This is a genomic window from Altericroceibacterium spongiae, from assembly GCF_003610805.1.
Classification (GTDB): Bacteria; Pseudomonadota; Alphaproteobacteria; order Sphingomonadales; family Sphingomonadaceae; genus Altericroceibacterium; species Altericroceibacterium spongiae.
In genome coordinates this window covers 25307-38176 of the sequence record NZ_RAPF01000007.1, presented here as the reverse complement: position 1 = coordinate 38176, position 12870 = coordinate 25307, and the positions used below count along the sequence as shown (strand labels likewise).

Here is a 12870-nt window from a genome sequence, read left to right as displayed (position 1 = left end):
GCTTCGGCTGCCAGGACGTGAAGCGGAACTGGAATGTGGTCAGCTCTTTTTACCGGCAATGCGATCTATTTCGTCCTGAACCAGTCGTTCAACAATAGCGGGAAGATGTCTGTCGAGCCATTGCGCCAGCATCGGGCGGAGCATGGAACGGATCAGTTCTTCCAGTGACGTTTCGCTCTGACGGGATGCGGACGAACCTGCGCCAGGTTGCGACAGCATTGCCAGAGCGGCAAGCGATTCACGCATGGAACTGGCTGCTTCGGGTTTGGTCAGAGGAGGGTCTGCTGGGGCGGTGGCCGCTGTTTCTTCTACTGATTCGGAAGCATTGTCCTGATCCTCAGCATATTCCTCAGCTTCCGAGAGATCGAGAACTTCATCATCATCCGCAAGGATATTTCCGGAAGCGGAATCCGACACTGTCAGTGTTTCGCTCTCCGCTTTTTCATCCGGTTCATCCGCTTTATTGTCAAATAGCTTGTGTCTCGGAGGCGCGGGGATACGACCCGGATTATCCCGGGCGATCACTTTTTTGATCGATGCGAGAATCTCCTCGACCGAGGGTTCGCCCTCATGCCTCATCAATCCGGACCCTATCTGACTGCGTAAAAGACTACTGATTGTCGGGAATGTCACCGTCCTGTGCCGGTATGTCAACGGTGCGAGTCGATTCAGCAGTGGGATCGGGATCGCGATCCCAGTCCCAGATCCGATCATGCACGCGTTCGTAATTGGCAACGGGGTCGTATAACAGCCCCTCTTCACCCAGCCCGAGATCGCGCGCCTCTGCCTGTCCCATCGCAGCGAGAAGCGAAAAACCTGCAACATAAGCATTGCGTCGGGCGGTCACGAGGTCGATCTGCGCGGTCAGCAATTCACGCTGAGCATCGAGAATATCGAGTATGGTACGGTTGCCGACTGTATTTTCAGCCCTGACCCCTTCAAGACTGAGTTGTGCTGCTGAAACTGCGCTACGATTGGATTCGATAATAGCGGCGGCGGCTCGCCAGCTTGCATAGGCCGCGCGTGTCTGAGCGATAATATCGCGTTCGGTGGCAACCGTCTGCTCCAGAGCTTGCGAAGCGCGCGCCTGAGCCTGACGCTGCTGGGCTGCAGGAAGACCACCTTGAAAAAGCGGTATAGTGAGTTGAACACCGGCCTGGGCGGATGTCTGTGCCTGTGAAATCGGCCCTGCCCCGACAACTCCGCCAAGTGTATCAAGATAATTGGTATAATTCCCGCCGGCAAACAGCGAAAGACGTGGTGCTCGCCCTGCGCCGGCCACATCGATGTCATATCCTGCCGCTCTCGCTCTTTCACGGGCGGCGATAAGATCGGGATTATTCTTCAGTGCCACCGTGACGGCGGTTTGAGTGTCTGCGGGCAGATTGGGCAGCGGGGGCGGGGGTTGCAGATCCTGCGGAGCCTTACCGACAAGCTGAATATAGGTTTCCCGGGCGTTGATGAGATTGGACTGTGCGGTTTCCAGATCGCCGCGTGCCAGAGCAAGCCGGGATTGTGATTGAGCAACATCGGTGCGGGTCAGATCGCCGATCTCGAAGCGATCACTTGTCGCTTCGAGATTGACTGTGAGGACATCGACATTGTTGCGCGAAAGGCTGACCAGCGCTTCATTCAGGATCACGTCCATATAGGCAGCGACAACCTGACTGAAGAGCCCGCTTTCCGATCCGCGCAAATCGGCCCTACCTGCCACAACCCGGGTTTTAGCGGCCCTGATCGAATTTTTTACAGCACCGCCTGAATAGATCGGCACGGACAAATCCACACTGGCGCTGGCTGACCGGTCGGGGGCGGTAAAGGAAGCAGAGGATTGTTTCAGAAATTCGATATACTGGCCGGTTCCATCGAGGGAGGGCAGACCTTGTGCTCTCTGGATCGGAACATCCTCATCCGTGGCTCGTAAATCTGCCTGAGCCGCTTTCAAAGTGGGATTGGTTTTATAAGCCGCAATGAGAGCGTCTTCGAGCGTATCCGCACGGGCTGGTGATGTCATGGTCATTCCTGCCCCGATCAGGCTGAAAATGAGCCACAGCTTTCCTTTCCGTTTTTTCAGACACCCTCCCCCATTCATAATTTCAGAAGCTCCAGCTGGTCGGCTTGTTAAACGCATCCAGAACCGGCATGCCGAACTCGGCGAGCGGCAGAAGCGATACTTCACCGGCTGCCTTCCGGCCCGTGGCCACGCGAGTTAGACCGTTCATGCAATAGCCGGTGACAACACGCGCATGGTCGCCGAGATGTGCGATCAGTGCATCGGGGAGATATTCCACGGCGCCATCGATCACTATCAGATCGTAATTCTGAGATGGTGTTTTGCCTTTGACCGCATCTGCCGGGCTGACACTATCGAGTGAATTTACCAGCGGGCGCAGCAATTCTGTAAGGTACCCACTGCCTCCATCCACGACCAGCGCCTTGTCTGACGAGGTAGGGCGGGCTTCCTGCAGCATCAGGCCCTGAACGATCGGCGCAGCAAGATACTGGCCGTCGCCAAGCGGTATGGAACGATCCATATAGGCCACGCTTTTCGCTTTTTCGGGCACGAAATCTTCGCGTGCGACAGCGCCCATGCGTTTCAGCACGAATTCCGCGCTGACCCCGCTGGTACGCAACTGGCTGTCAATCATGGCCTTGCGGGCCTTGGTGAATTCAGTGTTTTTCGGGCTTTCTTCGACAATAGTCACTGTAAAACTCTCTTTTTGGCTGGCGCTGACGCTTTAAGCGTTCAAGCCATCGAGGCCAAGCGCTTTGACCATATGGCCAAAGCAGGCTTATGGGGCTTCCAAATCGACTAGGAGGAGTGCTGCTTCGATGAGCGACTTGGTGACCATCCGTGAAAATGATTTGATCGAGAGCATCGCCGATGCCCTCCAATATATATCCTACTACCACCCAATCGATTATATCAAAGCCCTCGGAAAGGCGCATGATGCGGAAGCCAATCCGGCTGCCAAAGACGCAATTGCGCAGATTCTGACCAATAGCCGTATGTGTGCCGAGGGGCATCGGCCGATCTGTCAGGACACAGGGATCGTCAATATCTTCATTAAATGGGGACAGGATTGCCGGCTCGATTCGAAACTTCCGCTTCAGGAAGTGGTCGATGAAGGGGTGCGCCGCGCTTACACCAATCCCGATAACCGGCTTCGGGCTTCGATTCTTACCGATCCGGCTTTCACTCGCCGCAATACACGCGACAATACGCCTTGTGTATTGTCGGTCGAAATGGTGCCGGGCAATACGATCTCTATCGATGTTGCAGCCAAAGGCGGCGGTTCGGAGAACAAATCCAAGTTCAGGATGATGAATCCGTCAGACAATATTGTCGACTGGGTTCTCGAAATGATCCCGCAAATGGGTGCCGGCTGGTGCCCGCCTGGTATGCTTGGCATTGGCATTGGCGGTACGGCAGAACATTGTGTGAAGCTCGCTAAGGAAAGCCTGATGGACCCGATCGATATGGGGCAGCTGAAAGCGCGCGGGCCGCAAAATGATATCGAAGCGCTGCGCATCGAGATCTTTGACAAGGTGAATGCGTTGGGAATCGGTGCGCAGGGTCTGGGCGGCCTTTCCACCGTGCTCGATGTGAAAATCAAGGACTGGCCATGCCATGCAGCGGGCAAGCCGGTTGCGATGATTCCTAATTGTGCTGCGACTCGCCATGCGCATTTCACGCTGGATGGGTCCGGCCCGAGCTTTATCCCGCAGCCCGATCTGGACGAATGGCCGCAGGTGAGCTGGGCCCCCGATGCCAATGCCCGGCGAGTCAATCTTGATGAATTGACGCCGGAAATTGTGCAGAGCTGGAAAGCGGGGGACCGTTTGTTGCTTAACGGAGCGATCCTGACGGGGCGTGATGCTGCTCACAAGCGTATTCAGGATATGCTTGCCAAGGGAGAGGAATTGCCCGTCGAGTTCAAGGGACGCGTTATCTATTATGTCGGTCCTGTTGATCCGGTGCGCGATGAAGTGGTTGGTCCTGCCGGCCCAACCACTGCCACCCGCATGGACAAGTTTACCGAAATGATGCTCGAACAAGGCCTGCTCTCGATGATTGGCAAGGCAGAGCGCGGCTCGGTAGCGGTCGATGCTATTGCAAAACATAAAAGTGCGTATCTTATGGCGGTTGGCGGCGCGGCCTATCTCGTTGCCCGTGCTATCAAGGAAGCCAAGGTTGTCGGTTTCGAGGATCTGGGCATGGAAGCTATTTATGAGTTCACCGTTAAAGATATGCCGGTGACCGTAGCTGTCGATAGTGAAGGGCAGAATGTCCATACGCTCGCGCCGCTTCATTGGCGTGATAAAATCGCCAAAGAGCATCTGCTCGAAAAGGCCTGAATGACACGAAAGGGAGGGGGGAGAGCTATCTTCCCCCTTCGACCAATGGCTTATCCATGTCGACGGCAGCTATGGCGCTGCAAGGGAAGAGCGCGCTATGCTTAAGCTCATGGAAAAGAACCTGCCGTCTGACGAGAGCATTGTCAGAGTCCCTTTCAAGACAGTACTCGCCTCGATTTGCGGGCTCTGGCTCTGTTATTTTCTGCTCACCACACTTCGCGCTGAAATGTTCGATCTGGGCTATGCTCAGGAACTGCTCTTGCGGCGTGCTCTGGCTAGCGTTGCAGGCGTTGTCACTACTCTTGGTTTGTGGCTGATTCTTCGTCTGTTTGACGGCAGGAGTCTCTGGACTAAAATTCTGGTCGCGCTGATTGTTTCAGCGCCGGTGGCATTGGTTCTTGCCGAAAGCAATCGCCTGGCTTTTGCCGATATGGAAGACCGCATCATGCAGCGCGTTGCCGAGCAACAGGGGCTTGAAATGCGTCGCAATGAAGCGGGTGATATCATGCTTTACCTTCCCGGATCGGCTATGGGTGGCTCTTCGGGAATGCCGGGAGAAGCGCCGCCGGGAGGGGCGATCACCATTGATCAGCAGAAACGAGCGGAAAGCGCGACACAGCAATTGATGGAAACCGCTTTCGGCCGGTACTTTATGATGTTGACCTGGTGTGCGCTTTATCTGGCCCTGCTAACTGGTGAGAAAGCACGGGCGGCGGAGCGGCGGGAGGGAGCGTATCGCCGGGCGGCCAAGGCGGCAGAATTGCGCAGCCTTCGCTATCAGGTGAATCCGCATTTCCTGTTCAATACGCTTAATTCGCTTTCAGCACTGGTGCTGACAGGCAAGACACAACAGGCAGAGCGGATGATCCAGATGCTCTCAACCTTCTATCGGCACAGTCTGGCCGAAGATCCCACAGCAGATGTTTCGGTGCGCGATGAATTCGCTTTGCAACGACTCTATCTCGATATCGAATCTGTGCGTTTCCCGACGCGTCTGACGACACATTATGATCTGCCTGACGCACTGGCAGAAGCAAAAGTTCCCGGCATGATTCTCCAGCCGCTGGTAGAAAATTCGGTAAAACATGCCATTGCACCTTCCTCCGGCACCGTAACGCTGACCCTGTCTGCGCGGGAAGAATATGGTCGGCTTGTTTTGACTGTAGAAGATGATGGCAAAACTGCTTTACGGGCGAATAGCTACTCCAGCGCAGGGCATGGCATTGGCCTTGCCAATGTACGTGAACGGCTTGAAGCGCGATTTGGCAAGCAGGCAAGTATTGTATCAGGGCCAACGGATAGCGGTTATGCCACACATATACGAATTCCTCTGATCGGGGTGGAGGGGTATAACTGATGGACGATATGGGCAAAGAAGCACCGTTGCGCACGCTGATTGTGGATGACGAACCATTAGCAATTGAACGGATGCAAGTGATCTGTGCAGAGCTGGACGGTATCTCGGTGATCGGCACGGCAAGCGACGGATCCTCGGCTATGCGTCTTGCGGAAAAGCTGAAGCCCGATCTATTGCTGCTCGATATGACTATGCCCGGTATGGATGGGTTGAGTGTGGCCCGCGAACTGGGCAAGAGCGAGAGCGATCCGGCGATTATTTTTGTCACTGCGCATGACGATTTTGCTGTCGAGGCCTTCGATCTGGAAGCAGTGGATTATGTTCTCAAACCGGTCGGGCTCGAACGATTGAAACGAGCAATTGGCCGGGCTGTTGCGCAAAGAGGAAAGCGCCACTCTGCGCAAAGTACCTGGCTGGATGAATTCTGGGTGCCCCATCGCTCGGAATTGCTGCGTATTGAAGCACAACAGGTCGATCAGATCGATGCCGAGCGCGATTATGTTCGCCTGCATGTGGGAGATAGCAGCTACCTTCTGCTGCAGACTATCGCCGGACTGGAGGAAAGGCTCGATCCTGCCCGTTTCATACGTATTCACCGCTCGACGATCCTACGTAAAGACTTCATTCGAGGCTTGCGACATGAAGGGTTGGGCGTGTGGTGCGCAGAATTGGAAAATGGTGAGGCCTTGCGAATTGGGCGAACCTATCTTCGCAAGGTTAAAGCAATGGCAGGACGATGATTGAAGCGTTTCACGACAGTAAAGTCTGGCTCATGGCGATTTCAGGAACTTCCCGTGATGCCTTATATGTTCATGCTGGCCTGCTGACATTTCTCATCGTCCAGATTATTATCCGAGGCCGTATGGGCGATAAAAGCCTCTGGATTACGGTGTTTATAGTTGCGGTTTCAGGAGAAATTCTCGATTTTCTATATATATCCGCCCATTCCGCTCAGTTTTCCTACAGACAAAGTTTGATGGATATCATTAATACTTTGATATGGCCTACTATTCTGACGGTGGCAGCCCGCATCAATCTTGTACGACGTTGATTCATGCCGAATGTCCGAGGCTGTTGGGTGCCTGCTTTTTCTTTCAGGCACCCTGACTGCCGAATTTCATACTATTAACCACCGAGCTGCTGCTTGCTCTTCTTTTCGGAAACGAGCTCTGCCACGAGAATCTTTGTTTCCTGTCTCGTTTTGCGAAAGCAGGCATTTTCTTCCCGGGCGCTGCGAAGGCTTCCGTGATCGTCGAAACGGCAAACATGGCGTGTAGCCCTATCCAGTCGATGCTGCAGTTCGGCTTGCCCTTCAGCGGTGGTAAGTTGTAGGTCGCTTACCTTCACATATTCGACGGGACGTGCCATCGCCGGGGTAGCAATCGCGCCTGTGGATGCGGCGGCGGCAGCGAAAATCAATGTACGAAAAATCATAATCTCCTCCTTCGGTTTGTACGCCACGATCCTCGCGGGACTGTTTACGAGAACCGTGACGCAGGAGTATGATTAGGGCAGCTGATCCTGCCTTTCGCGCAAGTTTCGATTAGCATGGGTCGTTGCCCGACAAAGGATGTGCCATTCCGACGAAATCCGCGATGGGTCCGGCGAAGTGCAATTGGCAATCGACGAATGTTAAGGCACACTCTCTTACCATGGCCATTTTAGTGATCTTTCTGCTCGGCATTGGCAATTTCGCTCTTCACAAAGCAGTACTGGAAAGTCGCCATCCCATGATCTGGCAACGTCAATGGCTGACGGAAAAGCTAGGAGAGAATTTCAGCCTTTTCGTGGAGTTTCTCGTCCTGCTGTGTGCTTTGCTGCTGGTAGCCAATGGCTTTGCCGGCTGGATCTGGGCCTATATCGGCTATAGTGCGGTGAATGGTCTTGCTGGCTGGCTTATTCTTTCCCATCGAATATGAATCTCCGGGAACTTCTACCGCCTGAAAAGCACTACAACGATATGGATCAGACACGCACCATTTGGTTGGTGACCAATTCTGCAAGCGGCAGCAATGATGACGGTACGGTGGAATTGTTGCAGCGATGCTGCGGTAATGCCGGCTTCATGGTCGCTCGCCATATTCATTTTCCTGACGAAGATTTGCCAAAGATAGCCGATCTTCGTTCCGCCGGAATTGAGACCGTTGCAGTCTTTGCCGGAGACGGCACGACCAATGCCTTGATTACCCGGTTGTATGGCTGGGAAGGCAATGTGCTTGTCCTGCCGGGTGGGACAATGAACATTCTCTATAACCGGTTGCATGGATATGCCGAAACGGAAGAGGTTCTGGAGAAAATAGCAAGCGGCAAGGCTCGCACTGTGCGCCCCGGTATCGTTCGTTGTTCCCGGGGCGATGCATTGGCTGGTCTGCTAGTTGGCCCGGCGACGGCCTGGAACGACGTGCGCGAAGCCATGCGGCAGAACGATCTCAAGGCAATGATGGAAGGAACCGCAGAAGCGCTGGAGCAATCGCTTTCTGCCCCCACCGTAATCTGCACAGACCCGCCCATGGGAAAGCGCGAAGGTTATCCGCTCATTATGCTGACACCATGGGATGATGGAATCGCTGTAGCGGCCTATCATTCCGAGACGGTTGATGAGTATGTTGCTCAGGGTGTGGCTTTGCTGAAACATAATTTCCGCGAAGGACCGCATGACGATCTTGGCAAAGTTGGTCGTTTGCGTTTGCGTGATCTTTCAGGGGAACCTTTACACTTGTTGCTTGATGGGGAACCGGTCAGTGCGACGGATAAAGAAGCTGAATTCCTGCTGGTTCTATGTGAGGTCGATCTGTTAGCGACGATTCCTGAATGATTAAAAGCACTCATCTTTTTCATATCAGCGATATTCATTTCGGTCTGGAAGACAATCGTGCGCTCGATTGGGTAAGGCAGGAAATAGCTGCTCATCGACCGGATGCCGTTGCCATTACGGGCGATCTCACAATGCGGGCCCGACATCGGGAATTCAATGCCGCCTGTCACTGGATACGTTCGCTCGACGTTCCGGTGACGGTTGAGGTGGGCAATCATGATCTGCCCTATTTTAATCTGCTGGAGCGGTTTCTCACTCCCTATAAGCGGTTTCATGCGATCCAGGAACTGGTCGAGCGGGAAATCGATTTACCCGATCTTGCGATCATTCCGCTTAAAACCACGGCGCGTGCACAGCCGCGGCTGAACTGGTCGAAAGGCTGGGTTGGGAAGGCTGCGCTGGAGCGCTGTCTCAAGGCTATCGATCACTTGCCTGATACGACGCGGGCTTTGGTGGCGGTGCATCATCCATTGGTAGAGGTGGGTACCCATGGGACGGCGCTGACCCATGGCGGGCAAAAAGCACTGACAGAGCTGGCTCGCCGGAATGTTCTCGCCGTTTTGAGCGGCCATGTGCATGATGCTTTCGACCTGACGCATGATACGGAATGCGGCCCGGTGCGCATGATTGGTGCCGGCACTTTGTCGCAACGTATCCGGTCCACACCGCAGAGTTTCAACGAGATTCGCTGGGATGGCGAAACCCTGGATGTTATAGTGCGTAATATTGACGATATCGATTCACGTCAGATGATGATCCGCGATGTGCCTGATGATGCAACGCCGCCGCGGGATCCTGAAGATCCGGTGGCGCCGATCGGAACCGTTCCGCGTACCGATCCACCGATTCATTAGAGTGCATATGGCAAAAGCAGGCATAAACCGGCGTTTTTGTCTGGGCGGTTCGGTTGTCGTGCTCGCGGCGATGATTTTGCCACAGTCTGCCATGGCGCAATGGGATATTACTTATCCTGATACGCCACCCGAAGATGGTCAGACTTTGCTGGAATGGGCCAATATTCCTATTCTCGGCCATCGGATTCCGCGCGAAGATCGTGGAGATATTACCAGTTGTAATGAAATGCGGGAATCACATCTGTTGGAGGCTGCCAGCACCTGTTGGCCGTTGTTGCAGCCTTTGCAGTTGCTTATCCGGCAGGACTTCGCGGCAGAGGAACCCACTTACGATTCGAAAACACAACATCGTAAAGCGCTCGCACTTGGCCGGAAAATTATTACCCTGATCGGCACGCCGCGTTTTCCTTTGCAACGCACCATATTGATGCAGGCTTATCGCACACAGGCTCATGTACGTGCTGATGCGAAGGAGTGGACAGAAGCCGTCAAAGCGAAAGACAAGCAGATTCAGATAATTGAAGAAGCTGGTATTCGCAAAGATGATTTTGCACTGGCTTTTGCCTTACGGCAGAGAGCTGAATATCTTCTGGAACTGGAGAATTATGATGAGGCCCGCAAAACGCTTGAGAGTGCGCGCCCTCTATTGTCCGGACCGAATGGTGCAGCAACAGGCTGGCCCTTCGCCGAAATGACGGAAATACTGGTAAAAGATGCTATAGAGCGAAACGATTTGGCTTATGGAGAAGACATTCTCGACAGTTATCTCGATTATGTCCGTCAGGCGCCGTCCGGTATGCGGTTTGGCTATGCTGATGCACTTGCACTTAAACTTCACTTCGTTGCGGGAAGGAATGATAAAAGTACCGCTGCTAATCTTCTGGACGAACGTTTTGAAGTGCTCGCAACGCATCTTTATTGCACACCCGCTGATCGTGACATGATTGAGAGTTTGGGGGCGTTAAAGAGTGAGCCGGATATAGCAGAGAGAATAGCCGCTCTGAATTGCTGACATGCACATGCACAGACAAGAAGTGCGATGTAACAAAAAGGCGGCCCCAGAGAGCCGCCTTTTCGTATCGATATATTGCGAAACTTAGCGTTTCGAGAACTGGAAGCTGCGACGTGCCTTGGCACGGCCATACTTTTTACGTTCAACCACACGGCTGTCACGCGTCAGGAAGCCGGCTGACTTCACGGTTGCGCGCAGCGCCGGTTCGTATTTCGACAGCGCCTGACTGATGCCATGCTTCACTGCACCAGCCTGACCAGACAGGCCACCGCCCGTTACCGTGGCAACGACGTCATACTGGCCTTCACGTTCAGTAATTTCGAAAGGCTGGTTGATGATCAGGCGCAGCGTCGGACGTGCGAAATAGACTTCCTGATCGCGGCCATTCACTGTGACCTTGCCGGTGCCCGGCTTGATCCACACGCGAGCGGTAGCGTCTTTACGCCGACCGGTTGCATAGGCACGGCCCTGGGCGTCCAGTTCCTGTTCACGCAGCGGTGTGGTCGGTGCGGCCGGAGCTGTAGTATTTTCATCAACAGCAACGGCAGTGTCGGCTGCCGGAGCATCGCTCGCGATATTCTTCAGATCGGCGAGGTCGGAAACGGTGTTCTTTTCGTCAGCCATTATGCGCCAACCTTGTTCTTGCGGTTCATCGAAGCAACGTCGAGCACTTCCGGCTTCTGGCCGTCATGCGGGTGTTCAGTGCCGGTGTAGAGGTGCAGAGCCTTCATCTGCTGACGACCGAGCGGGCCGCGCGGGATCATGCGCTCAACAGCCTTTTCCAGCACACGTTCAGGAAAACGACCGTCGAGAACTTTGTCCGCAGTCACTTCCTTGATACCGCCTGCATAGCCGGTGTGCTTGTAATATGTCTTTTCGTTGCGCTTCTTGCCAGTAAACGCCACCTTGTCGACATTGATGACGATCACGTGATCGCCACAATCGACATGTGGGGTGAAGCTTGGCTTGGTCTTGCCGCGCAGGATGTTGGCAACGATGCTGGCGAGGCGGCCGACGACCAGCCCTTCGGCATCAATAATGTGCCATTTTTTTTCCACATCAGCCGGCTTGATCGACTGTGTGGTCTTGGTCAAAGCCTTCATGGCTGTTCAAGTCCTTGCATTTTGAATGTCAGGCTTACGGTATGCCATGCCGAAGATTCTCAAACAGGAAGAATCGCAAAGCCGGTCCGCCAGCACTAAGTGGGCGTCATTTGTCGCTTTATAGTGTGTAAGTCAAGCAAATCCGGGGGTTAGCAGAGAGGTAAAATAATACCTCTCTGCATCAGGTGGTGTCCGAATTGCGCCTTTCGCTCCCGCCAGGAAACGCGTTGTCAGACAGGGCGCAGACGTGGACCGGTCGATATCCGGCGGCCTGCCGAATGCGCTGCCCAGGTGGTGGCGCATACCAGCAGAGCGCCGACAAGCTGATGCAGCGCTGCCACCCACAGGGCAACACCGGTCAGCACTGTGGTGATGCCGAGCAGGATTTGGATGCCAAAAGCGCTATGGACTGCAATGGAAGCGGGGCGGTCCCCTTCGCTGCGCGCAAGCCGGCCGAGCATGATTAACGCGGCGACAGCCACCCAGGCCCACCAGCGATGCATGAAGTGAATCAAGAACGGATCGTGGGTGACGGCCCAGAAAACACCATGGCTCCAGTTGACTTCGGGGAAAAAGCGCCCCTGCATCAATGGCCATGTATCGGAAGCCAGGCCGGCATTGAGCCCCGCTACCCAAGCACCAAGCAAAAGCTGAATAAAGAGAGCCAGCGCAGCAAGGGCCGGAAGGCATGTCAGCCGTGCGGGCCGGGCCATCGGGCTGGCTTCAAGATCGCGCAAGTCTAGCGCTGTCCATACCAGACCAGCCAGCGTGAACAGCGCCGTCAGCAAATGAATGGAAAGCCAGAAATGGCTGACATCAGTGCGGATTGTCAGGCCCGATTCCACCATTAACCAGCCGAACACGCCTTGCAGGCCACCCAGAGCAAGCAGGGCGAGCAGTCGCCGTTTATAGCCTGGAGGGATGGCCTGTCGCATCCAGAACCACACCAGCGGTACGGCAAAGGCCAGTCCAATCAATCGCCCGAGCAGGCGATGAAACCATTCCCAGAAATAAATGAACTTATAGTCGGCCAGTGTCATTCCTGCAGGGCCGTTGATCTGCACATATTCGGGAATCTGGCGATAGGCTTCAAACTCCGCCTGCCATTGCGCATGGGTCAGGGGCGGAAGCGCTCCCGTTACCGGTTTCCATTCTGTGATTGACAGGCCGCTTTCCGTCAGGCGGGTAATGCCGCCGACTGCCACCATCACAACCACCAGTGCCGCGACTGCCAGCAGCCAATAGGCGAGAGCCAGCGGACGCAGAGGGCCGATATGTGAGCCGATTGAACCGGCTTTATGGGAAGACACGGGAATCATGGCTCGTGTGCTTGCGACGGAAATCGCCAAATCGCAAGTAATGCAAGCCTG

15 protein-coding genes are annotated in these 12870 nt (G+C 54.6%); 8 read left to right on the top strand and 7 right to left on the bottom strand.

Annotated elements, in window-relative coordinates; genetic code table 11:
* Window positions 1-39: 39 nt before the first annotated feature.
* The 3 genes from D6851_RS13510 to D6851_RS13500 form a co-directional block, all read right to left on the bottom strand.
* On the bottom strand, window positions 40-579 hold the full coding sequence (locus tag D6851_RS13510) for a DUF2497 domain-containing protein (RefSeq protein ID WP_120325430.1): 540 nt from the start codon (window positions 577-579) through the stop codon (window positions 40-42).
* Between the two features lie 31 nt (window positions 580-610).
* On the bottom strand, window positions 611-2014 hold the full coding sequence (locus D6851_RS13505; protein ID WP_238474105.1) for a TolC family outer membrane protein: 1404 nt from the start codon (window positions 2012-2014) through the stop codon (window positions 611-613).
* Window positions 2015-2096: 82 nt separating this feature from the next.
* A complete protein-coding gene (locus D6851_RS13500) occupies window positions 2097-2705 on the bottom strand; it encodes a protein-L-isoaspartate O-methyltransferase family protein (RefSeq protein ID WP_238474104.1) in 609 nt (202 codons plus the stop codon).
* Window positions 2706-2832: 127 nt separating this feature from the next.
* On the opposite strand from D6851_RS13500, the gene D6851_RS13495 reads away from it, so the two are divergent.
* The 4 genes from D6851_RS13495 (at window position 2833) to D6851_RS13480 (ending at window position 6767) form a co-directional block, all read left to right on the top strand.
* Window positions 2833-4359 carry a fumarate hydratase gene (locus tag D6851_RS13495; protein WP_120325429.1) on the top strand — a complete coding sequence of 509 codons (1527 nt, stop codon included), beginning with the start codon at window positions 2833-2835 and terminating at the stop codon, window positions 4357-4359.
* Between the two features lie 97 nt (window positions 4360-4456).
* Window positions 4457-5716 carry a sensor histidine kinase gene (locus D6851_RS13490; protein WP_120325428.1) on the top strand — a complete coding sequence of 420 codons (1260 nt, stop codon included), beginning with the start codon at window positions 4457-4459 and terminating at the stop codon, window positions 5714-5716.
* On the top strand, window positions 5716-6456 hold the full coding sequence (locus D6851_RS13485; RefSeq protein WP_238474103.1) for a LytR/AlgR family response regulator transcription factor: 741 nt from the start codon (window positions 5716-5718) through the stop codon (window positions 6454-6456). Before D6851_RS13490 ends, D6851_RS13485 begins: the two co-directional genes overlap by 1 nt.
* Window positions 6453-6767, top strand: coding sequence for a hypothetical protein (locus D6851_RS13480; RefSeq protein WP_120325427.1), 315 nt, complete (start codon window positions 6453-6455; stop codon window positions 6765-6767). Before D6851_RS13485 ends, D6851_RS13480 begins: the two co-directional genes overlap by 4 nt.
* A 74-nt stretch (window positions 6768-6841) precedes the next feature.
* Here the strand turns inward: D6851_RS13480 and D6851_RS13475 are convergent, their stop codons facing one another.
* A complete protein-coding gene (locus D6851_RS13475; RefSeq protein WP_120325426.1) occupies window positions 6842-7150 on the bottom strand; it encodes a UrcA family protein in 309 nt (102 codons plus the stop codon).
* A 218-nt stretch (window positions 7151-7368) separates the two neighbouring features.
* On the opposite strand from D6851_RS13475, the gene D6851_RS13470 reads away from it, so the two are divergent.
* The 4 genes from D6851_RS13470 to D6851_RS13455 are packed head-to-tail and all read left to right on the top strand — an operon-like array spanning window position 7369 to window position 10397.
* The gene (locus D6851_RS13470; protein ID WP_120325425.1) at window positions 7369-7635 is read left to right on the top strand and encodes a hypothetical protein; all 267 of its coding nucleotides are present in this window, start codon (window positions 7369-7371) and stop codon (window positions 7633-7635) included.
* Between the two features lie 41 nt (window positions 7636-7676).
* A complete protein-coding gene (locus D6851_RS13465) occupies window positions 7677-8531 on the top strand; it encodes a diacylglycerol kinase family protein (RefSeq protein ID WP_183030100.1) in 855 nt (284 codons plus the stop codon).
* Window positions 8528-9385 (top strand): metallophosphoesterase family protein, encoded by an 858-nt coding sequence (locus D6851_RS13460; RefSeq protein ID WP_120325423.1) that lies wholly within the window; start codon window positions 8528-8530, stop codon window positions 9383-9385. The genes D6851_RS13465 and D6851_RS13460 overlap by 4 nt, the downstream gene beginning before the upstream one ends.
* A gap of 7 nt (window positions 9386-9392) precedes the next feature.
* Window positions 9393-10397: a tetratricopeptide repeat protein gene (locus D6851_RS13455; protein ID WP_147395484.1), complete on the top strand. Its 1005-nt coding sequence runs from the start codon at window positions 9393-9395 to the stop codon at window positions 10395-10397.
* Between the two features lie 84 nt (window positions 10398-10481).
* Here the strand turns inward: D6851_RS13455 and rpsI are convergent, their stop codons facing one another.
* The 3 genes from rpsI to D6851_RS13440 all read right to left on the bottom strand — a co-directional run bounded on the left by rpsI (window position 10482) and on the right by D6851_RS13440 (window position 12819).
* Entirely contained in the window at window positions 10482-11021 is a 540-nt protein-coding gene (gene rpsI, locus D6851_RS13450; RefSeq protein WP_120325421.1) for a 30S ribosomal protein S9, read from the bottom strand.
* Window positions 11021-11500 carry a 50S ribosomal protein L13 gene (gene rplM / locus D6851_RS13445; RefSeq protein WP_120325420.1) on the bottom strand — a complete coding sequence of 160 codons (480 nt, stop codon included), beginning with the start codon at window positions 11498-11500 and terminating at the stop codon, window positions 11021-11023. The genes rpsI and rplM overlap by 1 nt, the downstream gene beginning before the upstream one ends.
* 230 nt (window positions 11501-11730) lie before the next feature.
* A complete protein-coding gene (locus tag D6851_RS13440) occupies window positions 11731-12819 on the bottom strand; it encodes a COX15/CtaA family protein (protein WP_120325419.1) in 1089 nt (362 codons plus the stop codon).
* Window positions 12820-12870 lie beyond the last annotated feature (51 nt).